The 24,913-nt window shown below is 57.5% G+C and carries 22 protein-coding genes; 8 read left to right on the top strand and 14 right to left on the bottom strand.

The features are described 5' to 3' along the window. Positions 1-59: 59 nt before the first annotated feature. Positions 60-2,768, bottom strand: a complete 2,709-nt coding sequence (mgtA, locus tag NQ842_RS21570) for a magnesium-translocating P-type ATPase (protein ID WP_257256314.1) — start codon at positions 2,766-2,768, stop codon at positions 60-62. A gap of 391 nt (positions 2,769-3,159) precedes the next feature. On the opposite strand from mgtA, the gene treR reads away from it, so the two are divergent. The 5 genes from treR (at position 3,160) to nrdG (ending at position 10,411) form a co-directional block, all read left to right on the top strand. Beyond that, positions 3,160-4,107, top strand: coding sequence for a trehalose operon repressor TreR (treR, locus tag NQ842_RS21575; protein ID WP_014830453.1), 948 nt, complete (start codon positions 3,160-3,162; stop codon positions 4,105-4,107). A 127-nt stretch (positions 4,108-4,234) separates the two neighbouring features. Beyond that, positions 4,235-5,653, top strand: a complete 1,419-nt coding sequence (gene treB, locus NQ842_RS21580) for a PTS trehalose transporter subunit IIBC (RefSeq protein ID WP_096927904.1) — start codon at positions 4,235-4,237, stop codon at positions 5,651-5,653. A 51-nt stretch (positions 5,654-5,704) separates the two neighbouring features. Beyond that, complete coding sequence (treC, locus tag NQ842_RS21585) at positions 5,705-7,348, top strand: alpha,alpha-phosphotrehalase (protein ID WP_257256315.1); 1,644 nt, start codon at positions 5,705-5,707, stop codon at positions 7,346-7,348. A gap of 373 nt (positions 7,349-7,721) precedes the next feature. Then, positions 7,722-9,860 carry an anaerobic ribonucleoside-triphosphate reductase gene (gene nrdD, locus NQ842_RS21590; protein ID WP_014830450.1) on the top strand — a complete coding sequence of 713 codons (2,139 nt, stop codon included), beginning with the start codon at positions 7,722-7,724 and terminating at the stop codon, positions 9,858-9,860. Positions 9,861-9,946: 86 nt separating this feature from the next. Further along, positions 9,947-10,411: an anaerobic ribonucleoside-triphosphate reductase-activating protein gene (nrdG, locus tag NQ842_RS21595; RefSeq protein WP_014830449.1), complete on the top strand. Its 465-nt coding sequence runs from the start codon at positions 9,947-9,949 to the stop codon at positions 10,409-10,411. Between the two features lie 32 nt (positions 10,412-10,443). On the opposite strand, the gene NQ842_RS21600 is transcribed toward nrdG, so the two are convergent. The 10 genes from NQ842_RS21600 to NQ842_RS21645 all read right to left on the bottom strand — a co-directional run bounded on the left by NQ842_RS21600 (position 10,444) and on the right by NQ842_RS21645 (position 19,077). Further along, on the bottom strand, positions 10,444-12,354 hold the full coding sequence (locus NQ842_RS21600) for a transcription antiterminator (protein WP_257256316.1): 1,911 nt from the start codon (positions 12,352-12,354) through the stop codon (positions 10,444-10,446). A gap of 19 nt (positions 12,355-12,373) precedes the next feature. Then, positions 12,374-13,510, bottom strand: coding sequence for a lactonase family protein (locus NQ842_RS21605; RefSeq protein ID WP_194516750.1), 1,137 nt, complete (start codon positions 13,508-13,510; stop codon positions 12,374-12,376). Between the two features lie 84 nt (positions 13,511-13,594). After that, positions 13,595-14,335 carry a KDGP aldolase family protein gene (locus NQ842_RS21610; protein WP_014830446.1) on the bottom strand — a complete coding sequence of 247 codons (741 nt, stop codon included), beginning with the start codon at positions 14,333-14,335 and terminating at the stop codon, positions 13,595-13,597. After that, entirely contained in the window at positions 14,332-15,450 is a 1,119-nt protein-coding gene (locus tag NQ842_RS21615; protein WP_257256317.1) for a DgaE family pyridoxal phosphate-dependent ammonia lyase, read from the bottom strand. The genes NQ842_RS21610 and NQ842_RS21615 overlap by 4 nt, the downstream gene beginning before the upstream one ends. Continuing rightward, the gene (locus tag NQ842_RS21620; RefSeq protein WP_257256318.1) at positions 15,434-16,567 is read right to left on the bottom strand and encodes an amidohydrolase/deacetylase family metallohydrolase; all 1,134 of its coding nucleotides are present in this window, start codon (positions 16,565-16,567) and stop codon (positions 15,434-15,436) included. Before NQ842_RS21620 ends, NQ842_RS21615 begins: the two co-directional genes overlap by 17 nt. A gap of 42 nt (positions 16,568-16,609) precedes the next feature. After that, on the bottom strand, positions 16,610-17,251 hold the full coding sequence (locus NQ842_RS21625; RefSeq protein ID WP_013095350.1) for a DUF4310 family protein: 642 nt from the start codon (positions 17,249-17,251) through the stop codon (positions 16,610-16,612). Positions 17,252-17,264: 13 nt separating this feature from the next. Then, the gene (locus NQ842_RS21630) at positions 17,265-18,041 is read right to left on the bottom strand and encodes a DUF4311 domain-containing protein (protein ID WP_050859678.1); all 777 of its coding nucleotides are present in this window, start codon (positions 18,039-18,041) and stop codon (positions 17,265-17,267) included. A gap of 22 nt (positions 18,042-18,063) precedes the next feature. Next, positions 18,064-18,363, bottom strand: coding sequence for a DUF4312 family protein (locus tag NQ842_RS21635; RefSeq protein ID WP_006810338.1), 300 nt, complete (start codon positions 18,361-18,363; stop codon positions 18,064-18,066). 2 nt (positions 18,364-18,365) lie between these two features. After that, the gene (locus tag NQ842_RS21640) at positions 18,366-18,728 is read right to left on the bottom strand and encodes an SFCGS family glycine-rich protein (protein WP_006179053.1); all 363 of its coding nucleotides are present in this window, start codon (positions 18,726-18,728) and stop codon (positions 18,366-18,368) included. 10 nt (positions 18,729-18,738) lie between these two features. Continuing rightward, positions 18,739-19,077, bottom strand: coding sequence for a glycine dehydrogenase (locus NQ842_RS21645; protein ID WP_028027887.1), 339 nt, complete (start codon positions 19,075-19,077; stop codon positions 18,739-18,741). A 449-nt stretch (positions 19,078-19,526) separates the two neighbouring features. Between NQ842_RS21645 and NQ842_RS21650 the strand changes: the two genes are divergently transcribed. Further along, positions 19,527-19,649 carry a Hok/Gef family protein gene (locus NQ842_RS21650; protein WP_128569378.1) on the top strand — a complete coding sequence of 41 codons (123 nt, stop codon included), beginning with the start codon at positions 19,527-19,529 and terminating at the stop codon, positions 19,647-19,649. Between the two features lie 69 nt (positions 19,650-19,718). On the opposite strand, the gene cybC is transcribed toward NQ842_RS21650, so the two are convergent. After that, positions 19,719-20,105, bottom strand: coding sequence for a cytochrome b562 (gene cybC, locus NQ842_RS21655; protein ID WP_014830441.1), 387 nt, complete (start codon positions 20,103-20,105; stop codon positions 19,719-19,721). Between the two features lie 38 nt (positions 20,106-20,143). Further along, positions 20,144-21,496, bottom strand: a complete 1,353-nt coding sequence (pmbA, locus tag NQ842_RS21660; protein WP_043951560.1) for a metalloprotease PmbA — start codon at positions 21,494-21,496, stop codon at positions 20,144-20,146. A gap of 95 nt (positions 21,497-21,591) precedes the next feature. Here pmbA and yjgA point away from each other — a divergent pair, with 95 nt between their 5' ends. After that, on the top strand, positions 21,592-22,143 hold the full coding sequence (gene yjgA, locus NQ842_RS21665; protein ID WP_008501414.1) for a ribosome biogenesis factor YjgA: 552 nt from the start codon (positions 21,592-21,594) through the stop codon (positions 22,141-22,143). A gap of 90 nt (positions 22,144-22,233) precedes the next feature. Here yjgA and mpl read toward each other — a convergent pair whose 3' ends face one another. Then, on the bottom strand, positions 22,234-23,607 hold the full coding sequence (gene mpl / locus NQ842_RS21670; protein ID WP_153908230.1) for a UDP-N-acetylmuramate:L-alanyl-gamma-D-glutamyl-meso-diaminopimelate ligase: 1,374 nt from the start codon (positions 23,605-23,607) through the stop codon (positions 22,234-22,236). Positions 23,608-23,804: 197 nt separating this feature from the next. On the opposite strand from mpl, the gene fbp reads away from it, so the two are divergent. Beyond that, entirely contained in the window at positions 23,805-24,803 is a 999-nt protein-coding gene (fbp, locus tag NQ842_RS21675; protein ID WP_013095345.1) for a class 1 fructose-bisphosphatase, read from the top strand. Positions 24,804-24,913 lie beyond the last annotated feature (110 nt).

Raw genomic sequence — 24,913 nt, forward strand, 5'->3', positions numbered from 1 at the left:
GGTTGTTGAATTTGAGAGGAAAGCCAGTCCCCTCTCCCCAAAGGGGAGAGGGTATGTTTTTACTGCCACCCATACCGACGCGCATAAAACCCTTTCACCATCTGCGTCAGCACCATATAGCCCGCGAGGATCACCACCAGCCATGGGAAGTAGCTCAGCGGTAAGGCCTGCAGCTGCAGGTAGCTGGCCAACGGTGAGAACGGCAGCGCGATACCCAGCGCCATCACAATCCCCGTCATCACAATCAGCGGCCAGGCGGCACGGCTCTGGATGAACGGAATACGACGGGTGCGGATCATATGCACAATCAGCGTTTGCGACAGCAGCCCCACCACGAACCAGCCGGACTGGAACAGGGTCTGATGTTCCGGCGTATTGGCGTGGAACACAAACCACATCAGGCAGAAGGTCAGAATGTCAAAGATGGAGCTGATCGGGCCAAAGAAGAGCATAAAACGCCCCAGATCCGCCGGGTTCCAGCGCTGCGGCTTCTGGATCTGCTCGTCATCGACGTTATCAAACGGGATGGCGACCTGAGAGACATCGTACATCAGGTTCTGGATCAGCAGATGCAGCGGCAGCATCGGCAGGAACGGCAGAAACGCGCTCGCCACCAGCACGCTGAAGACGTTACCGAAGTTGGAGCTGGCGGTCATTTTGATGTATTTCAGCATGTTGGCAAAGGTCCGACGCCCTTCGATCACCCCCTCTTCCAGCACCATCAGGCTCTTTTCCAGCAGGATGATGTCTGCCGCTTCGCGGGCGATGTCCACCGCCCCGTCCACGGAGATACCGATATCCGCCGCACGCAGCGCGGGCGCGTCGTTGATGCCGTCGCCCATAAAGCCCACCACGTGCCCCTCGCGACGCAGCAGGGTGACGATACGCTCTTTGTGCATCGGCGTCAGGCGGGCAAACAGCGTGGTGTGCCGGGCAAGCTGAGCCAGCTCGTCGTCACTGAGGTGTTCGATATCGCTGCCTACCACCACGTCACCCGCGTCCAGCCCCACGTCGTGGCACACTTTGGCGGCCACCAGCTCGCTGTCGCCGGTAAGGATTTTCACGGTGATCCCGCTGGCCTTCAGCGCTTTAAGCGCCGGAGCGGTGGTCTCTTTCGGCGGATCGAGGAATGCGATATAACCCTCGAGGATCAGATCGGATTCGTCGATACGCTGATAGTCCCCCTCGCGCGCAGGCAGGAATTTGCTCGCCACCGCCACCACCCGCAGCCCCTGACGGTTCAGGTTATCCGTGACGCGTTTGATGCGGCGCAGCATGGTGTCGTCCAGCGGCACGATGTCGCCGTTGTAGCGCACCTGGGTGGAAACATTGAGGATCTCCTGCAACGCGCCTTTGCAGATCAGCTGGTGCACATCCGGCTGCTCGCTGACCACCACCGACATCCGGCGGCGCTCAAAATCGAACGGGATCTCATCCACCTTCTGCCAGCGGCCAGAAAGTGAGCGGGCAGACTCTTCATCCACCCCTTCCAGCACCGCGACATCGAGCAGGTTTTTCAGCCCGGTCTGGTAGTGGCTGTTCAGCCAGGCGCTGTGCAGCACGCGTTCGCTGGTTTTACCGGCGATATCGGTGTGGTTCTCCAGCACGATTTTATCCTGCGTCAGCGTGCCGGTTTTGTCGGTGCAGAGAATGTCCATCGCGCCAAAGTTCTGAATGGCGTCGAGGTGTTTAACGATCACCTTCTGTTTTGACAACTTCACCGCCCCGCGCGCCAGGGTGGAGGTGACAATCATCGGCAGCATTTCCGGCGTTAAGCCCACAGCAACGGAGAGCGCAAACAGCGCGGCTTCCCACCAGTCGCCTTTGGTGTAGCCGTTGATCAGCAGCACAATCGGCGTCATCACCATCATAAAGCGGATCAGCAGCATGCTGACGCGGCCAATCCCTTTCTGGAACGCATTCGGCTCGCTCTCCTGCTCTGTCACACGTCCGGCAAGCTGACCAAACCAGGTATTGCCGCCGGTGGCGGTGACAATCGCCTGCGCCGTGCCGCTAACCACCGTGGTGCCCATAAAGCACAGGGTGTCGCACTCAAGCGGGTTCATCTGCTGCGGATCGCGAGTTCGCGCCACCTTTTCTACCGGCAGGGACTCCCCGGTGAGCGAGGCCTGGGCCACGAACAGATCGCGTGCCTGGATGATGCGTAAATCCGCCGGGATCATATCCCCGGCGGCGAGCTTCACCAGATCGCCCGGCACCAGCTGGTCGATGGGCAGTTCGACCCAGGCGTTTTCACCCAGATCGTTAATCACGCGCGACACGGTCGCGGTGTTGCTGACCATCGCTTTCAGGGCATCCGCCGCTTTGGTGGAGCGCGCTTCCTGAATAAAGTTCAGCAGCGTGGAGATCCCCACCATCAGGGCGATAACGCCCGCGGCAAACAGATCTTCAGTGGCGTAAGAGATAATGCCCAGCACGGTCAGCAGCAGGTTGAAGGGATTGCGGTAGCAGATCCACAAATGCACCCACCACGGCGCAGGCTTTTGCGCCGGGATGAGGTTGTCGCCATGCACGGCCCGGATTTTTTGCACTTCAGCCGCATTCAGCCCTTCCGGGTGTCCGTTAAAGGCGCGCCAGACTTCGTTCTCATCCATCGCCGCCACGTTGAGGCAGCGCTCGGTCAGGCTGGCGGGAATAGTGGCGCCGGAGAAATTTTTGCCGTTTGGCAGCGGATCGCGCTGAACCAGACGGTGTGGCAGGTGGCGGCTCAGCAGCGCCTGTAGCTGCCGGGTGATATTTTTAAACATAGTCATTCCCCCGCATCCGCCTGGGCGGACGCAGTCTTTCCTGCAGGCGTGGCAAAGCCGTACCTGACAGGCACTTAAATTTTCAAGCAGGAACGTTCAGAACGTTGCTGCCTCACATCACCGGTGAGACAGCACAAGGCTGGCTTACCGGAAAGAAGGGGGTCTCCTGGTCAGGAGAGGTGTGGGATCGGGATCCATGTCGCCTCCGGTAAGTAAAAATAAGGGTTACGCCGCGCAGTATAAGGATTTAACCGTACCCTAAGCAGCGCGTCGGGCGGTATTATACCCACCCTCAAATAAACCGAACGTAAACCAGACTTTGCCCATAGCGAATTAGCGCTATAGCATTAGGCTCATTTGACACCGTTATCGTTGTTACAGGGAATACAGCATGCAAAACCGCCTTACGATTAAAGACATTGCGCGTTTAAGCGGCGTGGGGAAATCCACCGTATCGCGCGTGCTGAACAACGAGAGCGGTGTCAGTGAACGCACGCGCGAGCGCGTCGAGGCGGTGATGAATCAGCACGGATTTTCCCCTTCCCGTTCCGCACGCGCCATGCGCGGACAGAGCGATAAAGTGGTCGCCATTATTGTCTCGCGTCTGGATTCCCTGTCAGAAAACCTCGCCGTACAGACCATGCTGCCCGCCTTCTATGAGCAGGGTTACGATCCGATCATGATGGAGAGCCAGTTCTCGCCACAGCTGGTGGAAGAGCATCTGGGGATGCTTGAGCGACGCAACATCGACGGCGTGGTGCTGTTTGGCTTTACCGGCATTAAAGAGGAGATGCTCAAACCCTGGCAACCCTCGCTGGTCTTGCTGGCACGCGATGCCCACGGCTTTGCGTCCGTCTGCTATGACGATGAAGGGGCGATTATTACCCTGATGCAGCGCCTGTACGAAAAAGGCCATCGCCATATCAGCTATCTTGGCGTACCGCACGCGGACGTCACCACCGGCAAACGCCGTCATGAAGCCTATCTGGCGTTTTGCAAAAAGCACAACCTCTCTGCCGTGGCCTCCCTGCCCGGGCTTGGTATGAAGCAGGGCTATGAGCAGGTCGCCAGCGTGCTGACCCCGCAGACCACCGCGCTGGTGTGCGCGACCGATACCCTGGCGCTGGGTGCGAGTAAATATTTACAGGAACAGCGCATCGACGAGCTGCAGGTCGCCAGCGTAGGCAGTACCCCGCTGATGAAGTTCCTGCACCCGGAGATCATCACCGTCGATCCGGGCTACGCCGAGTCCGGCCGTCAGGCCGCCGCACAGCTGATTGAGCAGATCAACGGGCGCGCAGAGCCCCGCCAAATCGTCATTCCCGCCCACCTTTCATAACCGCCATAAATCGGTTTATTGTGATCTTCGCCCGATTTCGGGAACGTTCCCATTTTCGCCGTCCCGCTGAAGGAGTAGGCTTGCGCTCAGGTCATTACACCCTTCCCATCTGTCATGAGGTTTCATGATGAGTAAAGTCAAACAAGCAGATATCGATCAGCTGATCGTCCTGGTGGGCGGTCGCGAAAACATCGCGACGGTCAGCCATTGCATTACCCGCCTGCGCTTCGTGCTGAACGATCCGGCTAAAGCCGATCCGAAAGCGATTGAAGCGCTTTCGATGGTGAAAGGCTGCTTCACCAACGCCGGGCAGTTCCAGGTGGTTATTGGTACCGAAGTGGGCGATTACTATCAGGCTCTGCTTGCCACTACCGGGCACAGCGCGGCGGATAAAGAGCAGGCTAAAAAGGCCGCGCGCCAGAATATGAAATGGCACGAGCAGCTTATCTCCCACTTCGCAGAGATCTTCTTCCCGCTGCTGCCGGCGCTGATCAGCGGGGGCTTAATTTTAGGCTTCCGTAACGTCATCGGTGATGTGCCGATGAGCGACGGCAAAACCCTGGCGCAGATGTACCCGGCGCTGAAAACCATTTACGACTTCCTGTGGCTGATTGGTGAAGCGATCTTCTTCTATCTGCCGGTGGGGATTTGCTGGTCCGCCGTACGCAAAATGGGCGGTACCCCGATTCTGGGTATCGTACTCGGCGTAACGCTGGTCTCTCCGCAGTTAATGAACGCTTACTTACTTGGTCAGCAGGCGCCGGAAGTGTGGAACTTTGGCCTGTTCACCATCGCCAAAGTGGGCTATCAGGCGCAGGTGATCCCGGCACTGCTGGCGGGTCTGGCGCTGGGCTTTATTGAGACGCGCCTGAAACGGATTGTGCCGGATTACCTCTATCTGGTGGTGGTGCCGGTCTGCTCGCTGATCCTGGCGGTGTTCCTGGCGCACGCCTTTATCGGTCCGTTTGGCCGCATGATCGGCGACGGCGTGGCCTTTGCCGTCCGTCACCTGATGACCGGCAGCTTCGCGCCGATTGGTGCCGCGCTGTTCGGCTTCCTGTACGCCCCGCTGGTGATCACCGGCGTACACCAGACCACGCTGGCGATTGATATGCAGATGATCCAGAGCCTTGGCGGCACGCCGGTCTGGCCGATTATCGCGCTGTCTAACATCGCTCAGGCATCTGCCGTAACGGGCATTATTCTGGTCAGCCGTAAGCATAACGAGCGTGAAATTTCCGTTCCGGCCGCCATCTCCGCGTATCTCGGCGTTACCGAACCGGCGATGTACGGTATCAACCTGAAATACCGCTTCCCGATGCTCTGCGCCATGATCGGCTCGGGTCTGGCGGGTCTCGTGTGTGGTCTCAACGGCGTGATGGCGAACGGCATCGGCGTCGGTGGCCTGCCGGGTATTCTCTCCATTCAGCCTACTTTCTGGCAGGTTTTTGCCCTGGCGATGGCCATCGCGATCATCGTCCCTATGGCGCTCACCACCGTGGTTTACCAGCGTAAGTTCCGTCAGGGCGCGCTGCAGATTGTTTAACTTCATCTTTCGGGGCGCAGTTGCGCCCCTTCGCATTTGCAGGAACGCATTATGAATACCCTTCCTCACTGGTGGCAGAACGGCGTCATCTATCAGATTTACCCAAAAAGTTTTCAGGACACGACCGGCAGCGGCACCGGCGATTTGCGCGGCGTGACGCAGCGGCTGGACTACCTGAAAACCCTGGGTATTGACGCCATCTGGCTGACGCCGTTTTACATCTCCCCGCAGGTGGATAATGGCTACGACGTGGCGAATTACACCGCCATCGACCCGGCGTACGGCACGCTGGATGACTTTGACGAGCTGGTCGCCCAGGCGCATGAACGCGGCATTCGCATCGTGCTGGATATGGTGTTTAACCACACGTCAACCCAGCACGCCTGGTTCCGTAAATCACTGAATAAAGCCAGCCCGTACCGCCAGTTTTATATCTGGCGCGATGGCACGCCGGAGCAGCTTCCCAACAACTGGCGCTCCAAATTCGGCGGCAACGCCTGGCGCTGGCACGCCGAGAGCGAGCAGTATTATCTGCACCTCTTCGCCCCGGAGCAGGCGGATCTCAACTGGGAGAATCCGGCCGTGCGCGCCGAGCTGAAAAAGGTGTGCGAGTTCTGGGCCGATCGCGGCGTGGACGGCCTGCGTCTGGATGTGATTAACCTGATTTCGAAAGATCAGGCTTTCCCGAATGACGATATTGGCGACGGTCGCCGCTTCTACACTGACGGGCCGCGCATTCATGAATATCTCCAGGAGATGAGCCGCGACGTCTTTACGCCGCGTAATCTGATGACGGTGGGCGAGATGTCCTCCACCTCGCTGGAGAACTGCCAGCAGTATGCGTCTCTCGACGGGCGCGAACTGTCGATGACCTTTAACTTCCATCATCTGAAGGTGGATTACCCCGGCGGCGAAAAATGGACGCTGGCAAAACCGGATTTCGTAGCGCTGAAAACGCTCTTCAACCACTGGCAGCAGGGGATGCATAACAAAGCGTGGAACGCGCTGTTCTGGTGTAACCACGATCAGCCGCGCATTGTGTCGCGCTTTGGCGATGAAGGCGAACACCGCGTACCGGCAGCGAAAATGCTGGGCATGGTGCTGCACGGGATGCAGGGCACGCCGTATATCTATCAGGGTGAAGAGCTTGGCATGACCAACCCGCACTTCAGCCGCATCACCGATTACCGCGACGTGGAAAGCCTGAACATGTTCGCCGAACTGCGGGCTAACGGCCGCGATCCGAACGAATTACTGGCGATTCTGGCGAGTAAGTCGCGTGATAACGGGCGCACGCCGATGCAGTGGGATGCCTCGCACAATGCGGGCTTTACCGAAGGTGAGCCGTGGATTGGCGTCTGCGACAACTACGAGACGGTCAACGCCCGCGCGGCGCTGGACGATCCTGATTCGGTGTTTTATTCCTACCAGTCGCTGATTCGCCTGCGCAAAACCCTGCCGGTGCTGACGTGGGGCGATTATCAGGATCTGCTGCCGGAACATCCGTCCCTGTGGTGTTATCGCCGCCAGTGGCAGGGGCAAACCCTGGTGGTGGTGGCTAACCTCAGCCATCAGTCTCATGAATGGGAATCAGACGTTCTCAGCGGTGAGTGGCAAGCCCTCATGAGTAACTACCCGGCCCCCCACCCCACCACGCTACGTCCGTTTGAAGCCGTCTGGTGGCTACAGGCGTAATCTCCCGCCGGGCGCAACAGCAGCGCCCGGTGTACTTTACTGTTTTTGTTGAATAATTAATCAGATTTTTCCTTTGCGGATTTACATTCGCTCCAGCGCCCGCCGTGTGTACTCTCGTCTTTTTACTTTGTTCTGAATCAAAAAAATCGCAAACATGTTTGATGCAAATCACTATATATAGAACTTAAAATGCTGACCGACCCAACATCTTGTATTTATCGTCTACTATTCCAACAACAAGACGGCGACTCCGCTCTCCGGAATTGTGGATAACAAGGGTCGGGAACGCGGGAAGTCATTGGGCTGGCTGATAATCCATCCGGTGCATACTTCCCCACCTCTGTGGATAACCTGTTTTTAAAATGGAGTGATCATGACACCGCATGTGATGAAACGTGATGGCTGTAAAGTGCCGTTTAAATCAGAGCGCATTCAGGAAGCCATTCTGCGTGCAGCGAAAGCAGCGGGAGTCGATGACGCAGATTACTGCGCCACCGTCGCAGACGTCGTTAGCCGCCAGATGAACGAACGCAGCCAGGTGGATATCAGCGAGATCCAGACTGCGGTTGAGAACCAGCTGATGTCTGGTCCTTACAAGCAGTTAGCGCGCGCTTATATTGAGTACCGCCACGACCGCGACGTCCAGCGTGAGAAGCGCGGCCGCCTGAATCAGGAGATCCGGGGCCTGGTCGAACAGACCAACTCCGCCCTGCTCAATGAAAACGCCAATAAAGACAGTAAAGTGATCCCGACCCAGCGCGACCTGCTGGCCGGTATTGTCGCCAAACACTATGCCCGTCAGCATCTGCTGCCGCGCGACGTGGTGTCGGCGCACGAGCGCGGTGAGATCCACTACCATGATCTCGACTACTCGCCGTTCTTCCCGATGTTCAACTGCATGCTGATCGACCTGAAAGGCATGCTGACCCACGGTTTTAAAATGGGTAACGCCGAGATTGAGCCGCCGAAGTCTATCTCCACGGCGACGGCCGTCACGGCGCAGATTATCGCCCAGGTCGCGAGCCACATTTACGGCGGCACCACCATTAACCGCATTGATGAAGTGCTGGCCCCGTTTGTTACCGCCAGCTTTAAAAAGCACCGTAAAACGGCGGAAGAGTGGCAGATCCCCGATGCCGACGGCTACGCCCATTCCCGCACCGAGAAAGAGTGCTATGACGCGTTCCAGTCGCTGGAGTACGAGGTGAACACGCTGCATACCGCTAATGGTCAGACGCCATTTGTCACGTTCGGCTTTGGTCTGGGAACCAGCTGGGAATCGCGCCTGATTCAGCAGTCTATTCTGCGTAACCGTATCTCCGGTCTTGGCAAAAACCGCAAAACGGCAGTGTTCCCGAAACTGGTGTTCGCCATCCGCGACGGCCTGAACCATAAGTTTGGTGACCCGAACTACGACATTAAACAGCTGGCGCTGGAGTGCGCGAGCAAGCGCATGTATCCGGACATTCTGAACTACGACCAGGTGGTGAAAGTCACCGGTTCGTTTAAAACCCCGATGGGCTGCCGCAGCTTCCTTGGCGTGTATGAGGACGAAAACGGTGAGCAGGTGCATGACGGCCGCAACAACCTGGGTGTGATCAGCCTGAACCTGCCGCGCATCGCGCTGGAAGCCAAAGGGAATGAAGCGGCCTTCTGGACGCTGCTGGATGAGCGTTTACAGCTGGCGCGTAAAGCGCTGATGACCCGCATCGCCCGTCTGGAAGGAGTCAAGGCGCGCGTGGCGCCGATCCTCTATATGGAAGGGGCCTGCGGCGTGCGTCTGAAAGCGGACGACGACGTGTCTGAGATCTTCAAAAACGGTCGTGCGTCGATCTCGCTGGGCTATATCGGCATTCACGAAACCATCAACGCGCTGTTTGGTAACACGCATATGTATGACAGCGACGCCCTGCGCGAGAAAGGCATCGCCATTGTTCAGCGTCTGCGCGATGCCGTTGACCAGTGGAAAGAAGAGACCGGCTACGGCTTTAGCCTGTACAGCACGCCGAGCGAAAACCTGTGCGACCGATTCTGCCGTCTGGACACCGCCGAGTTCGGTATTGTGGAAGGGGTGACCGACAAAGGTTACTACACCAACAGCTTCCACCTGGACGTGGAGAAAAAGGTGAACCCGTACGACAAGATTGACTTTGAAGCGGCCTATCCCCCTATCGCCAGCGGCGGCTTTATCTGCTACGGCGAGTATCCGAACATCCAGCACAACCTGAAGGCGCTGGAAGACGTGTGGGATTATAGCTATCAGCACGTGCCGTATTACGGCACCAACACGCCTATCGACGAGTGCTACGAGTGCGGCTTTACCGGCGAGTTTGAGTGTACCAGTAAAGGCTTTACCTGCCCGAAATGCGGCAACCACGATGCGGCCCGCGTATCGGTGACCCGCCGCGTGTGCGGCTATCTTGGCAGCCCGGATGCGCGTCCGTTCAACGCCGGCAAGCAGGAAGAGGTGAAACGCCGCGTGAAGCATTTAGGGAATGGGCAGATCGGGTAAGTTCCGTGTTCTCCCCCTCACCCTGGCCCTCTCCCCGTGGGAGAGGACCGGGGTGAGGGTTAAAGGCATCACATCAGGTTAACACTATGAACTATCACCAGTACTACCCCGTCGACATCGTTAACGGCCCCGGCACCCGCTGCACTCTTTTTGTCTCAGGCTGCGTGCACGAATGCCCTGGTTGCTACAACAAAAGTACCTGGCGCCTCAATTCCGGCATGCCGTTTACCGCCGGGATGGAAGACCGGATCATTAACGATCTCAACGACACCCGCATCAAACGCCAGGGGATTTCGCTCTCCGGCGGTGATCCGCTGCATCCGCAAAACGTGCCGGAGATCCTGAAGCTGGTGAAACGCATTCGCCGCGAGTGCGCAGGAAAAGATATCTGGGTCTGGACGGGCTATAAGCTGGATGAACTGAATGCTCAGCAAAGGGAAGTGGTGGATCTGATTAACGTGCTGGTTGACGGCAAATTTGTGCAGGATTTAAAAGACCCGGCGCTTATCTGGCGCGGCAGCAGTAACCAGGTTGTGCATCATCTACGGTGATCGACGGCGGATATCCTCTATCCGCCCTCTTTTCAAAACCGGCTCAAACTCTCCATCGCCACTGCCTTAAACCCGGCAAAATCACCGCAGCTACAGAGCCGTGACATCGCACGCTCGCGCAGGAAGGTGACGAAAATATCGTAGATCGCCATCGCCTCTTCGTATTCGCTTTTGCTGATGGCGAGCAGGAAGATGACGTGGGCGGTTTCGTCGCCCCACTGGACGCCGTGCGGGGCGAGCACGGTATAGACCACCGTTTTATGTGCCAGCAGACCCAGTGAGTGCGGCAGCGCGATGCCGTCGCCGAGCATGGTGCTGACGATGGCTTCACGTTCAACGACCGAGTCGAGGAACTCCGCCCCGACAAAGCCCTCCTCTTCAAGCTGGACGCAGAGCTCGCGGAACAGCGTTTGCTGGTCCACAGGGGCGTTGAGAATGCGGAAATGCGCGGCATCGAAGTATTTATCCAGCATCCACGGACGGGTTCTGTCCACCAGCACCAGCTTGCCAATCTGCTCCAGCTGGTAGTCCGTCGGGAACGGGGCAATCATCACCACCGGCTTTGACTTTTCACTGACGCGGGCAGTTGAGATCACAAAGTCTTCGCTAATGGATTCCGTCTGCTCGTACTCGCGAAGCGTAAGCGTGCGTGTGACCTCAATCTGCGGGTATTTGCGCTGCAGCACCGCCTCAATCATGCGCACCATGGCATTACCGGCATCGCACACCAGCAGCACGCGCGGCTGGCGCTGGTAGCCAATGTTATAGTGGCGCTCCAGCCCGACGCCAATATGCAGCACCAGGAAGCCAATCTCGTTTTCGCTGATCACATATGGCGTGTATTTGCCCCAGCTTGAGACTGCCGCCAGCGTCATATCCCACGCCATCGGATAGTGCTGCTTGATGTTATCCAGCAGCGGATTCGGGATCATGATTTGATACCGCACGCGGGTGATCATGGTTTTGATATGGGTAAGCAGATCCGCATGCAGCTGCTCGTCGCTGAGCAGGTTGTAGTTATAGTGGGTGTTGATATAGCGCAGGATGTAGTTGACCAGCGCTTCGTCGTCATCCGCATTGATGGCGCTCGGCGCGATATCCTGGATTTGCCGCGCGGCGATATGCACGCATAGCCAGCTCTCTTCCGAAGGGGAAAGCGCTTTGCCCGCCAGTTGCTGGATGGTCACCGCGATATCTTTCGCCGCGTCACGCACGTTCTCTTCCACATCTTCGGCGTGGAATTCCGGCAGCGGATACCCCTCGCTGATGCGGCGAACCGACACCGCGCAGTAGAGTCGCAGGAACAGCTCGCCTTCGTCGGTCAGGCGGATGTGATGCCGCGTCAGCGCCTCGTGCAGTACGGGCACCATCTGCTCTGCTACTCCGGCATTGAGCGCCACGTCGGTCACCAGCGGGTTCAGGCTGTCCTGCTGGGCCAGCTCCCAGAGCAGATCGGTCAGACAGGCGCGGGTCGCCATCTCACTGCCAAACAGCTTCATGCCGTGGCGTGGACGCGTTTCCAGCGTCAGGTTGTAGCGGTGGAACCACTCCCGCACCTCCACCATGTCGCTCTGCAGCGTGGCGCGGCTGACGAACCACTCATCGGCCAGGTCTTCCAGCTTGAGTGAAAACGCCGAGGTGAGAAAACGCACCACCAGATAATGCACGCGCTCCGGCCCGGTACGGGGAATGCGCAGCGCGCGCGGGTGGGAAGCCTGTAGCTGCTGATAACGTACCGCATCGTCAATTTTGAGCTGGTAGCCATTGCCACGGCTAAGGATAAACTGCGCGCCGTGGCTTGCCAGCAGCGCGTTCAGGGCGGAAATATCCGCCCGGACGGTTCGCGTGGAGACCGACAGCCGCTGCGCCAGCTCGTCCTGCGGCAGCGTCTCGTTTTGCAACAGATCGAAAAGTTGCGCTAAACGTTGGTTCGGAAATCGCACGTCGTTGTCCTCTTACTGCTCAGGGTGAAATGACCATCTGGGATGGGCTGCCGACCGGGGTATAGTCTGACTCAAAGCTTAGCTTGCCGTCCTGACCGACGCGGAAACGGGTAATGTTGTCGCTGCGCTGGTTCATGACGTACAGCCAGCGCCCCTGTTTATCGAGCGTCAGGGTGCGCGGGTAGTCGCCACGCGTCCAGACATCGTCCTGATGCGTCAGCGTGCCCTCCGCTGTTACGGTAAAGTGCCCGATGCTGTTATGCAAACGGTTAGCCACATACAGCTGTTTACCATCTGAGCTCAGCACCAGCCCGGCCGCAAAACTGGTGCCTTTGTAACCTTCTGGCAGCGCGGAGAGCGTTTTGCCCTCTTTCAGCCTGCCGTTGCTGTCCAGCGTATAATGGGTGAGCGTTGACGCCTCTTCATTAATCAGCCACAGCGCATCCCCCTTCGGCGTAAAGACAAAGTGCCGCGGCCCGGCCCCTTTTGAGGAGGCGCTGATAAACGGCGGATCGTTCGGCGTCAGCTTGCCGGTTCGATCGTCAAAGCGGTACTGGTAGATACGATCCAGCCCCAGATCGGTGGAAAACACATATTTCCCGCTCGGATCGGCGGCGATCATGTGCGCATGGGGGCCATTATGATCGCTGATGGCAAAACTGCCCTCCACAGCGGCTTCCGGTTTTGCCGCACCCGGTTCGCCCTGATCCTGACGTTTGTCCGTGGCGTCACCCAGGCTGCCATCGGCTTTGATCGACAGCACGGCGATCGATCCACTTACGTAGTTTGCCACCAGCAGATGACGCCCGTTCGGCGTGAGCGACAGATACACCGGCCCCGCACCACCGGAGGAGATCTGATTCAGCTCGCTCAGTTCGCCGCTGGCACCAATACGCAGCGCCTGCACCACGCCCTGCTCCACTTCGCTTGCCAGATACAGCATTTTGCCATCGTGAGAGACGGTCAGTTGCGCGGCATTCGGTAGCTTGCTGACCAGCATTTTATCGCTGAGCGCACCGGTGTGCGGGTCCACAGTAAAGCGGTACAGCCCTTCCCCGTTGGGGTTGTAGGTGCCGACCCAGGCGTACTGCGTCTGGGCGATAGCGGCGTTAGCCAGTAAAGAGAGTGAAGCGACAAGCAAGGTACGGGTGTGCATGGTGGCTCCTTCAGGTTGGTGCGGTGTGTTTCCCCTCACCCTAATCCTCTCCCAAAGGGAGAGGGCCGGGGTGAGGGGCAGTTTTTACTTCACCAGCGTCTTCGTCATCGCAAGCAGCGTACGCACATCATCCGGACGCGTATCGCCGCTGGCTTTGTCGATAATCGAGCTGTAAATATGCGGAATGATTTTGCTCACGCCCGCGTCCAGAGCGATCTGCAGGATCGCCTCGTAGTTTTCCAGATCGATACCCCCGGTCGGCTCCAGCCAGAAGTCGTGACGGGCGCAGGCTTCCGCCACGGCCTGGTATTCGTCACGGCACTTCAGACCGCCCATCGGGAAGTATTTGACTGAACTGCCGCCAAAGTCTTTCAGCAGGGCGATCGCCGTTTCAACCGGCACAATGCCGTCCGGTGCCGCGCTGCTCAGCGGGCCGGTGGAGATTTTCACCATCCCGACGGTGCCGGTCGGCGAGACCAGCCCGTTGACCACCGATTCGTTCTGCCCCAGCAGCGCACGGCTGGTGGCCACGCCGGTGAAAACCTGGTTAACGTGCTGCGGCTGCACCTGACGGGAGATTTCGCTCACCATCGCCGACTGGTTCGGATCACCCGCCCCCAGGCCTACCGAGAGCGCGTTATCAATCAGCGCCGCGTACTCACGCATATCAGCAACCGCACTGGCCACGTCCGGGTAATTTTTGGAGAGCACGCCCACCAGCACATGACCTTCCGCCGCCTCGTAAATGGCGCTGGCATTCGCTTTTGAGCCTGCCAGCACGTTCAGGCAGACGCGGTCACGGTAAAAATTGGGGGTCAGTTTCATGCCTTTTTCTCCTGTCCTAACACTTCGCTTATGCGGCGGTACACAATGTTCAACTGCTCAGCGTTCACGCTGCGCACGTCCGCTTCGATAATCCCTTCGTTGGCCTTGTAGCCGCGGAAATAAATGGCGTATTCGCCCTGCTTCAGGGCATTCACCAGCTCGCCGGTGCCGATGCCGGTTACGGCTTCGTCAAACTTAATCTCGGTGCGCGCGATATCGCGACCGGCACTGTCCCAGACCACGCGCGCGGTGACGCCGTTAAGGGTGTTGAGCGCATCGATAAACGGTGTCATCTTCGCCACCATCTCCGTCCCACTCTCTTTGGTCGCCGTCAGGTAGTGTTCGATGGCGCAGGTCAGACCGAGGATCCCCTCTTTACCCACCTTCATGGCGCGGCCAATGCCCGCCGTCTGGCGCTTCACCCACTCAACGTACTGGGTTTTGCCGATCACCAGCCCGCTGGTTGGCCCTTCAATTGCCTTCGCGCCGCTGTAGATCACCAGGTCGGCACCGGAGCGGTAATAGGTATGCAGATCTTCTTCCGCTGCGGCATCGACGATCAGGGGCAGATCGTGTTTGCGCGCCACAACCGCGGCCTGCTCAACGCTGAGCATGCTTTTCTGCACGCAGTGGTGCGATTTGATATAGAGGATCGCCGCCGTGCGCGGGGTGATCGCCGCCGCCAGCTGATCGGCTGAGCATTCGTTAGCGTAACCCGCTTCCACCAGCTTGCCGCCGCCCAGCGCCACCATGGTGCCCACCGGCGCGCCAAAGTTAACGTTGTGGCCTTTCGGTAGAACGATTTCGTTGTTCTCAACTGGAGTGACGTGCAGGTTTTCCAGCAGCCAGTCGCTGTCTTTCACCAGCACCGCCGCCACGGACTGGGCGATGCCCGCGGATGCGCAGGAGACCACCGTCGCCCCTTCCACCTCCAGCAGCTTCGCGATGTATTCCCCGGTTTTGTTGACCAGATCCTTCATCTCGAAATAGTGATTCATGCCGTCCATCGCCGCCTGCACCACTTCCGGGCGTGGCGTGGAGACACCCAGCGCCGTCATGCGGCCAGAGGTGTTGATGACTTGCTTTAAGTGGTACTTCTCATAAATCGAAGGCATGTTCCGTGCTCCCTTGTTCGGTCATGTAGCCCTTGCCCGCGCGGATCGCGGCAAGCGGCACCAGAATATGTTCAGCCTGCAGGCTGTCGTTTTCAGCATCCACCAGCAGCGTTGGCTGGCGTTTAAGGGTGAACAGCGTCAGGTCGGCGTCGAGGCCGGGTTCGATACGCCCTTTGCGCGACAGGCGCAGGCCGTCGGCGGCGTTGGCGGTGACGCAATCAATCACCTGCGGCAATGACATGCCGATGGCGAGGAATTTCGACATCACGCTTGCCAGCGAGCCCACCGGGCCATTGATGCGGTTGCGGCAGTAGATATCCGAGCTGATGGTGTGCGGCAGAATGCCCATCGCGATAGCGCGTTTCGCCACTTCAAAGCTGAAGCTCGCCGTACCGTGACCGACGTCCAGCCGCACGCCGCGTTTCAGGGCAGAGGCAATGGAGGCGCGCAGTTCGCCGGAAGGCGTCAGAATGCGGTTTGGCTTGCCGTTGTAGCAGTGGGTAATGATGTCGCCCGAGCTCAGCAGCTCGGCAATTTCATCCAGATTCGGCGGGTTATTGCCAATGTGCACCATCAGCGGCAGGTCGCCGTTCTCTTTCTGAATGGCTTTCGCACGCTCCAGCGGCGTAATACCGTTTTCACCCACCACGCTGCTGCTCATGCGCGCTTTCAGCCCGACGATAAAGTCAGGATGGCGTTTCACCGCCTGCTTCACGGCATCGGCATCAATATTCACCATATTGGCCAGCTCGTTCTGGGCAATCAGCCCCACGCGGGAGATATTCAGCAGGGCAAAGACCTCGGTTGAGGCCTTGCGGGTAATGTCATAGAAATCATCCACGTCATCGGCACCGGTACTGCCCGCATCCACTACGGTGGTGACGCCGGTAGCGATACCCACGCTGTCCGGTTCGTCGTGGTAAATGGGGGAGTTCGGGTAGCAGTGGACGTGGGAGTCGATCCAGCCTGCGCTGACGAACACGTCACCGTTCAGCTCCACCGTTTTGCGGGCGGGAGCGTCTATGTCGCCTGTTGCGGCAATTTTCCCGTCCAGAATGGCGATATCGGTCAGGGTATCGTCGCTAAGGCGCGCACGGCGCAGGAGTAAATCAAACATGGGGTTCTCCTGATAAGGCGGGCGCCAGCGCGCCCGCAGGTATTAAAGGGCGACCGGGAACAGCCAGCCTAAAATCATGGCGCCAAGGATGGCACCGCCGGTGATCGGCTTCTGCCAGATGTAGAACAGCAGCGCGCCCAGCAGGGAACCGACGCCAATCGGAATGGAAGCGGTCATGGCGCTGAGGATAATCAACGGACCCAGAAAACGACCGGAGGCATTGCCCGCGCCCATCATCACGTCCGCCCCGTAGGTGGAGTTGCTCTGGTTGATGGTGAACTTACGCGCCAGGATGATGACGTAGCCGATCGCCAGACCAATCACCAGGCCGGTAATGAGCGAGGCAATGAAGTTGGTCACCGGGAACATGATCCCCGCACCCAACAGCAGTGCCGGCACACCAAGACCCACGCCGGTCTGGATCGCCCCGCCGATGTCGAGGATCCCTACCAGCGATCCTTCGATGATGCGTGCGAACAGGAAGCTCGCGCCGAACGCCGCCACCGCGCCGTATACACCGGTATCAATTCCCGCCTTCAGCATCGCCACGAAGGCCACTTCGTTAAACGCGCCGATGCCGTAGAGGTAGTACATGTGCGTCCCGGCAAATACGCCGGAGGAGAGCAGGCCAACGAAGATCGGGAACGACCAGTCGGCATACCAAAAACCTTTATTCTGTTCCATTCAGAGGCTCCTGTTATTTACCGCTGAGCGAGTTGTGGATCATATCGAGCCAGTTCGGCACGGTCAGATGGAAGGATTCGATCATCTTCATGTCGAAGCCGCGGAAGAAGCCGCTCAGCACGAACAGCAGAACGATAGCCGCCATCATCACCCTGGTGACGTGGTTCCAGCCGCTCTCTTCCACGCCTTTACCGATCAGGATCCCCAGTACCAGGCCCGGTACGGCGTTGCCCATAATCAACTGCGCCGCGCCGCCAAAGATGGTGGCCCAGAAACCCGATTTTTTACCCGCGTCGATGGCCGCCAGCCAGAAGATCACCGGCATCACGGTGTTGACCAGCAGGTTTGCCGCCGGTACCAGTACCTTCACGGCGGTGACCTGCAGCGCGGCCGGCACGGAGGAGGCAGTCAGGTTAAGGAAGGTGACGACAATCATGCCGATGATGCCGCAGGCAATCGCCATTTTGCGGGGATCGTGCAGCGTTTCGCCGACGTTACGGTTTTTGATCATCAAGGCTGCGGCACCCCAGTTTGGGATGATGCGGTGGTCAACGTCCTGTGTGAAAGCCCCTGCGGCCACGGAAGAGGCCCAGGCGTTAAAGAAGAAGCCTAACCCAAAGGAGAAGTGAGACGCTGGGTCCCCTTCGCAGGAGTTCAGTTCCCCCAACGTACGAAACGCGCCCATCCCCTGAGTGGTAGGCGCATGAAACATGCGTGCAGCCCCGGCCCCCACACCGACGCCCACCAGGCCGCCAATGATGAGCGATTTTATTAATATAATTAAGAACATCAGTCTGCCCTTTTATGAATAATCAGCGTTGCGTGACGAAATCCACCTGGTCAAGATTGATGGCGGTCACGTTGACGGTCACATCCAGCTCCACGCTGTAGGTGCGTCTTTCCCGGCGCAAAAAGAAGAACAGAAAGGCTTCTTTACGCACCGCTTCTTGCGCCTGAACGACCTGCACATCCTGTGGCTCAATACGCAGTAAGATATGCGGTGAGGCTTTCATCACCGCGGCCTGAACGTGGTTGAGCGCGTCGGCAAAGGCGCGCGCTTTGGCGTCGCCCTTCCCCTTCACTCTCACCGTGGTTGTGAACTGTTCTTTCATGCTTATGCGCCGTGCTTCTTCTGCCACGCCTGCACCAGACGCTCACCCAGCTCTTCTTTATCCATAAAGCCAAAGCCCAGCACGTTGCAGCCTTCGTTGATGGCGGTCACCCCCTCATCCACGGAGCGCATGCCGTATTTCGCTTTGTAGCCATATTTGGTTTGCGCCGTGATGGCACCCGCGCCGCCGCTGCCGCAGAAGGAGATGCCGAAGGTGGCGTTTTCCGCTTTCATGACGTCGCCGAGTTTCATATCTGCCGCCATACCCGGCACGACAACCGCACGTCCACCCGCTTTTTCCACACCGGCAGCCACTTTCTGGCCTTTACCCAGGCGATCGCCAATCACGACTGTAATCTGTTCCATGTGTTGCTCCTTAAAGGTTGTCTTTCGCGACTTCAAAGTGAACGGAGAGCAGCCAGGCTTCTTCGTCAGGAAGGTTGCCAAACTGCGCTACCACTTCACGGGCGAGCCGCATTGAATCCGGTGAAATTTCGTCGAACAGCTCTGCCTCCACTTCCGGCAGCGGCTCGCCGGTCACGGACCGGTGCGCCATCGCGCGGACATGGGAGGTGAGCATCTGTTCCTGTACTGCATTGGGGATGATGTTGTGCCGGGCCAGCAGGGCGTAAACCTGCTGCAGCATGGTGTTCGCGAGCTTTTCTGTTTGCTCCGCCTGATCCCCAACGTCGTTCATTACCGCTCCGTTACTCACTGGTCTTACCCCGTTAATGGCTCTGGAATAAAACTAACGTTGGCGATGAAGGGTTTGTAGCGAGTTGTTTTCCACTTCGAAGTGGAAAGGCGAGCCGCAGCAGTGATCTGTGCCACATAAATAGGCTGAATCTGGATAAATCGCTGTATTTGCGTGATGAATATCACGTTATCTGACGGCAAATATGGGGAGAGCGAAGCGGAAAAGATTACGAGCCGACTCGTAGAAATGTGACGTGGATAAGGTTTTCTTATGGGGATTCGCTAGAGTGGCGGCGGGTGCTTGAGACTGACCGTCTCAGGCATGGGACGGAAAGTGGAAAGCCCCGCCTGATAAAAAATCAGGGCGGGGGCTCGAAACGACACGTCGGACCGTGGAGTTCGCTACCTCGCCCGCTTTACAGCAAGGAGGCATCCATGAAACGCCAATCCCCAATTATCCGGGTTTTGATGATTATTGCTTTGACGATAATCATCTTAACGCTGGTGACGAGGAAAACACTGTGCGAGATCCGTTTTCGAAACGGCTCGCTCGAAGTGACAGCGCGGATGGAGTGTCGCTCCGGCCAGTAGGGAGCAAAGATGCGGGGGCGCTAACTGCGCCCCCGCATACGGGAAAGGACGTACAGCTCAGGCACCCAATTAACGATACTTTTTGTGATACGTGTTACGCGTCGCGACAAACTGGTCGGCTGCCGCCTGGGCTTCCTTCACTTTGCCTTCGTTAGCGAGCTTCAGCGCGCCGTCAATCTGACCAACCAGCACGTCAAAACCGTGGCGGTAGTCTTTCATCTCTGCGCTGTCTGCCGCTTTGCTTTCCAGCTTTGGCGGTGTCGCTTTTTGCGCGTCCAGCGCCGCTTCACGCATTTTGGTCAAAGCGCCTTTCATTTCCGCCGCATTGTCCGTCTTCTGAACGACCTTCAGGTTTTCACTGAGGATATCCATGTTATCTTCAAGATCGGCAGCAAACGCAGAAGAGCCAAGAACCAGCGTTGAAGCCGCGACGATCGCTAACAGGTGTTTACGCATTGCTCACTTCCTTTTTTATTATTAACAAAACGCTATCTCTATTGTCCGGCGATTTTCATTTCCGGCAGTAATACAGAACCACACTGTATATTGCTACGTGTTTCAATATCGTTACCGACCGTAACGATATTGCGCCACATGTCCTTCAGGTTGCCGGCAATGGTAATTTCGCTTACCGGATACTGAATTTCGCCGTTTTCGACCCAGAAACCCGCAGCCCCGCGAGAATAATCCCCGGTGATGCCGCTCACGCCCTGGCCCATCAGTTCTGTGACGACCAGACCGGTGCCCATCTCTTTAAGCATCTGCTCAAAGTTCAGGCCCTGTCCGGCAATCCGCCAGTTATGAATGCCGCCTGCATGCCCGGTACTTTTCAGCCCAAGCTTGCGCGCGGAGTAGTTGGTCAGCAGCCACTGGGTCAGCACACCGTCTTTGACGATATCACGGCGTTCCGTGCGCACGCCTTCGCTGTCGAATGGCGTGGAGGCCAGCCCTTTCAGCAGATGCGGGTGCTCTTCAATGGTCAGCCATTCGGGCAGGATCTGTTTGCCCAGTGAGTCGAGCAGGAACGTCGATTTACGGTAAACCGATCCCCCGGCAATCGCCCCCACCAGATGACCAAACAGACCGGTCGCCACTTCATTGGCAAAAATGACCGGGGCTTTCATGGTGGAGAGCTTACGCGGCGACAGGCGAGACAGCGTGCGCTCGGCACACGCTTTACCCACCCACTCCGGCGACTGCAAATCGCCCAGCGCACGGCCGATGGTGTACGCGTAATCCCGCTCCATATCGCCGTTCTCTTCGGCGATCACGCAGCTGGAGAGCGAGTGACGGGTTGAGCAGTAGCCCTGCAGCATGCCATGCGAGTTGCCGAAGACTTTGATGCCGTAATGGCTGTTGAAACTGCCGCCTTCGGTATTGGTGATGCGTTTATCCGCCTGCAAAGACGCCTGCTCGGCACGCGCGGCCAGCTCGATGGCTTCATCCGGGGTGACTTCCGCCGGGTGGAAAAGATCGAGATCCGGGGCGTCAAACGCCAGCAGATCTTTATCCGCCACGCCAGCGTAAGGATCCGGGGAGGTGTAACGCGCAATATCCAGCGCCGCCTGCACCGTACGGGCAATGGCATCGGGGCTGAGATCGGTAGACGACGCGCTGCCTTTGCGATTCTGGTGATAGACCGTGATCCCCAGCGCCCCATCGCTGTTAAATTCTACATTCTCCACTTCGCCATAGCGGGTGCTCACGCTAATGCCGGTGGTTTTGCTGACCGCCACTTCGGCGCCATCTGATTTACCTGAAGCGAGCGTCAGCGCGGTGGAGACGGCTTCTTCCAGAATCTTACGCTGCGCTTCAACTTGTGAGGTTACTTTCATCGCAAATGCCATACTGTAAGAGAGAGTTAACTGAAGTCTAACAGAGAACCGTTTTTCAGTGCGCGTCTTAACTGGTAACATTAGCCTCTTTTTTTAAGGAGCCTGACATGACTAAGCAGCCCGAAGACTGGCTCGACGACGTTCCCGGTGATGACATCGAAGACGAAGATGATGAGATCATCTGGGTCAGTAAAAGTGAAATTAAACGCGACGCCGAAGAGTTAAAACAGCTTGGCGCAGAAATGGTGGAACTGGGTAAAAACGCGCTGGATAAGATCCCGCTCGACCAGGATCTGCGTGATGCCATTGAACTGGCACAGAAAATCAAAAAAGAAGGCCGTCGTCGCCAGCTTCAGCTTATCGGTAAAATGCTGCGTCAGCGCGACGTCGATCCGATCCGCCAGGCGCTGGATAAACTGAAAAACCGCCACAACCAGCAGGTTGCGCTGTTCCACAAGCTGGAGCAGATCCGCGATCGTCTGATTGAACAGGGTGATGATGCGGTACCGGAAGTCCTGAACCTGTGGCCGGATGCCGACCGCCAGCAGCTGCGTTCCTTGATCCGTAACGCGAAGAAAGAGAAAGAAGGGAATAAGCCGCCGAAGTCCGCGCGCCTGATTTTCCAGTATCTGCGTGAGCTGTCTGAGAACGAAGAGTAATCCTTTCCCCTCACCCTGACCCTCTCCCCAAAGGGGAGAGGGAGAAGAGAGAATAGAGGCCCGGTAAGCGCTAGCGCCACCGGGCTTTTTTTACTCTGCAGCCTCGGCCTTTTTCGCCAGACCGTCCAGCAGCTTCTGATGGATCCCACCAAAACCGCCGTTACTCATCACCAGAATATGGTCACCCGGCTGAGCGGCTTTCACCACCATATCCGCCAAAGCATCAACATCCGCACTCCAGTGCGCAGGCTGAATGCAGGCATCGGCCACTTCAGCTACCTGCCATGGAATATGCTGTGGCTGCAGCAGGAAGACTTCGTCAGCACGTCCTAAGGAAGGCGCGAGATCGTCTTTGCAGATGCCCATTTTCATGGTGTTAGAGCGTGGCTCCAGCACCGCCAGAATACGCGCGGTACCGCCGACCTTGCCGCGTAACGCTGCAAGTGTTGCCAGAATAGCGGTTGGGTGATGTGCGAAATCGTCATACACCGTCACGCCGTGGGCTTCACCGCGCAACTCCAGACGGCGACGGGCATTGATAAACGAGCCCAGTGCATTCGCCGCATCCGCAGGCTGAACACCCACATGGCGTGCGGCCGCGATCGCCATCAGGCCGTTGTGCATGTTGTGTTCGCCAACCAGGCCCCACTTCACCTCACCCACTTTCTCGCCGTCGAGCCACACTTCCCACTCCGAGGCATCCACGTTGCGTTTTTTCGCCTGCCAGTGGCCCTGCTCACCCACCAGCTCCTGCTCGCTCCAGCAGCCCATCGCCATGGTCTGCTTAAGATTGATGTCGTTCTCCGGCAGGATAATACGGCCCTGGCCCGGAACGATGCGCACCAGGTGGTGGAACTGTTTCTGAATGGCTTTCAGGTCGTCAAAGATATCCGCATGATCGAACTCAAGGTTGTTGAGGATCAGCGTGCGCGGGCAGTAGTGTACGAACTTGGAGCGCTTGTCGAAGAACGCACAGTCGTACTCATCGGCTTCGATCACAAAGAACGGACTGTCACCGAGACGCGCAGACACGTCGAAGTTACCCGGAACGCCGCCGATCACAAAGCCCGGCTTGTAACCACAGGCTTCGAGGATCCAGGTCGCCATACCGGCGGTGGTGGTTTTGCCGTGCGTACCGGCCACGGCGACAACCCAACGGTCGCGCAGGACGAAATCATGCAGCCACTGTGGGCCAGACATGAACGGAATATTGCGTTCCAGTACCGCCTCAACGCACGGATTACCCCGCGTCATGGCGTTGCCAATGATCACCAGATCCGGCTCGGGATCCAGCTGGCTGGCATCATAACCCTGAATCAGAGAGATGCCCTGTTTCTCCAGAAGCGTGCTCATCGGCGGATACACATTGGCGTCCGAACCTGTCACTTCATGGCCCAGCGAGCGCGCCAGCATTGCCAGTCCGCCCATGAAAGTGCCACAAATCCCCAATATATGAATGCGCATACGTCACTATCCTTCTTCAATGTGGCGCACATTTTACTCACATGTTAGCGGGTGTGAAACGCATTTCAGGTAAATCCGTATATTGCTGGCGCGATTCACCACTGCGCTACTATTTGAATATTTGTTAAGATTGTTGGGCATTAGTCGTTTTAGTGAACATACAATCGCTCTACTCACAAAGATGCAGGGAAAGTGTTATGAAAACGTTAGGTGAATTTATTGTCGAAAAGCAGCACGAGTTTTCTCATGCTACCGGTGAACTCACTGCTTTACTGTCGGCAATAAAGCTGGGCGCTAAGATCATCCACCGTGATATCAACAAGGCCGGTCTGGTCGATATCCTGGGTGCCAGCGGTGCCGAGAACGTTCAGGGCGAGGTTCAACAGAAACTCGATCTGTTCGCAAATGAAAAACTGAAAGCTGCACTGCGCGCGCGCGACATCGTTGCGGGTATCGCCTCTGAAGAAGAAGATGAAATTGTCGTATTCGAAGGGTGTGAACACGCGAAATACGTTGTTCTGATGGATCCGCTGGACGGCTCCTCCAACATCGACGTTAACGTTTCTGTCGGTACCATTTTCTCCATCTACCGCCGCGTCACGCCTGTTGGCACGCCGGTGACAGAAGAAGATTTCCTGCAGCCGGGCAGTCAGCAGGTTGCTGCCGGTTATGTCGTGTATGGCTCCTCCACCATGCTGGTCTATACCACCGGCTGTGGCGTTCATGCCTTTACTTACGATCCGTCGCTGGGCGTCTTCTGCCTGTGTCAGGAACGTATGCGCTTCCCGGAGAAGGGCAACACCTACTCCATCAACGAAGGCAACTACATCAAGTTCCCGACTGGCGTGAAGAAGTACATCAAATTCTGCCAGGAAGAAGATAAAGCGACGCAGCGCCCTTACACCTCCCGCTATATCGGTTCTCTGGTTGCGGATTTCCACCGTAACCTGCTGAAAGGCGGCATTTACCTCTACCCAAGCACCGCCAGCCACCCGGACGGCAAGCTGCGTCTGCTGTATGAATGCAACCCGATGGCGTTCCTGGCGGAACAGGCGGGCGGCAAGGCGAGCGATGGTAAAGAGCGTATTCTGGACATCGTGCCAGAAAGTCTGCACCAGCGTCGTTCCTTCTTCGTCGGCAACAACCATATGGTTGAAGACGTTGAACGTTTTATCCGTGAGTATCCGGACGCGTAATACCACTCTCCCGGGGAGCCCGTCTGGCTCCCCAACCCATTTATATATTTTACCGTATAAGTGTTTATAAAAAACGCGCTTTAATATTCAGATTCGCTCCTGCATTATTT

This window comes from Enterobacter cloacae complex sp. R_G8 (assembly GCF_024599795.1).
Classification (GTDB): Bacteria; Pseudomonadota; Gammaproteobacteria; order Enterobacterales; family Enterobacteriaceae; genus Enterobacter; species Enterobacter dissolvens.

Bases quoted from the DNA above. Each gene is read 5' to 3' on its own strand.
- mgtA (WP_257256314.1), bottom strand. From the start codon at position 2,768: ATGTTTAAAAATATCACCCGGCAGCTACAGGCGCTGCTGAGCCGCCAC.
- treR (WP_014830453.1), top strand. From the start codon at position 3,160: ATGCAAAACCGCCTTACGATTAAAGACATTGCGCGTTTAAGCGGCGTG.
- treB (WP_096927904.1), top strand. From the start codon at position 4,235: ATGAGTAAAGTCAAACAAGCAGATATCGATCAGCTGATCGTCCTGGTG.
- treC (WP_257256315.1), top strand. From the start codon at position 5,705: ATGAATACCCTTCCTCACTGGTGGCAGAACGGCGTCATCTATCAGATT.
- nrdD (WP_014830450.1), top strand. From the start codon at position 7,722: ATGACACCGCATGTGATGAAACGTGATGGCTGTAAAGTGCCGTTTAAA.
- nrdG (WP_014830449.1), top strand. From the start codon at position 9,947: ATGAACTATCACCAGTACTACCCCGTCGACATCGTTAACGGCCCCGGC.
- NQ842_RS21605 (WP_194516750.1), bottom strand. From the start codon at position 13,510: ATGCACACCCGTACCTTGCTTGTCGCTTCACTCTCTTTACTGGCTAAC.
- NQ842_RS21610 (WP_014830446.1), bottom strand. From the start codon at position 14,335: ATGAAACTGACCCCCAATTTTTACCGTGACCGCGTCTGCCTGAACGTG.
- NQ842_RS21615 (WP_257256317.1), bottom strand. From the start codon at position 15,450: ATGCCTTCGATTTATGAGAAGTACCACTTAAAGCAAGTCATCAACACC.
- NQ842_RS21620 (WP_257256318.1), bottom strand. From the start codon at position 16,567: ATGTTTGATTTACTCCTGCGCCGTGCGCGCCTTAGCGACGATACCCTG.
- NQ842_RS21625 (WP_013095350.1), bottom strand. From the start codon at position 17,251: ATGGAACAGAATAAAGGTTTTTGGTATGCCGACTGGTCGTTCCCGATC.
- NQ842_RS21630 (WP_050859678.1), bottom strand. From the start codon at position 18,041: ATGTTCTTAATTATATTAATAAAATCGCTCATCATTGGCGGCCTGGTG.
- NQ842_RS21635 (WP_006810338.1), bottom strand. From the start codon at position 18,363: ATGAAAGAACAGTTCACAACCACGGTGAGAGTGAAGGGGAAGGGCGAC.
- NQ842_RS21640 (WP_006179053.1), bottom strand. From the start codon at position 18,728: ATGGAACAGATTACAGTCGTGATTGGCGATCGCCTGGGTAAAGGCCAG.
- NQ842_RS21650 (WP_128569378.1), top strand. From the start codon at position 19,527: ATGATTATTGCTTTGACGATAATCATCTTAACGCTGGTGACGAGGAAA.
- cybC (WP_014830441.1), bottom strand. From the start codon at position 20,105: ATGCGTAAACACCTGTTAGCGATCGTCGCGGCTTCAACGCTGGTTCTT.
- pmbA (WP_043951560.1), bottom strand. From the start codon at position 21,496: ATGGCATTTGCGATGAAAGTAACCTCACAAGTTGAAGCGCAGCGTAAG.
- yjgA (WP_008501414.1), top strand. From the start codon at position 21,592: ATGACTAAGCAGCCCGAAGACTGGCTCGACGACGTTCCCGGTGATGAC.
- mpl (WP_153908230.1), bottom strand. From the start codon at position 23,607: ATGCGCATTCATATATTGGGGATTTGTGGCACTTTCATGGGCGGACTG.
- fbp (WP_013095345.1), top strand. From the start codon at position 23,805: ATGAAAACGTTAGGTGAATTTATTGTCGAAAAGCAGCACGAGTTTTCT.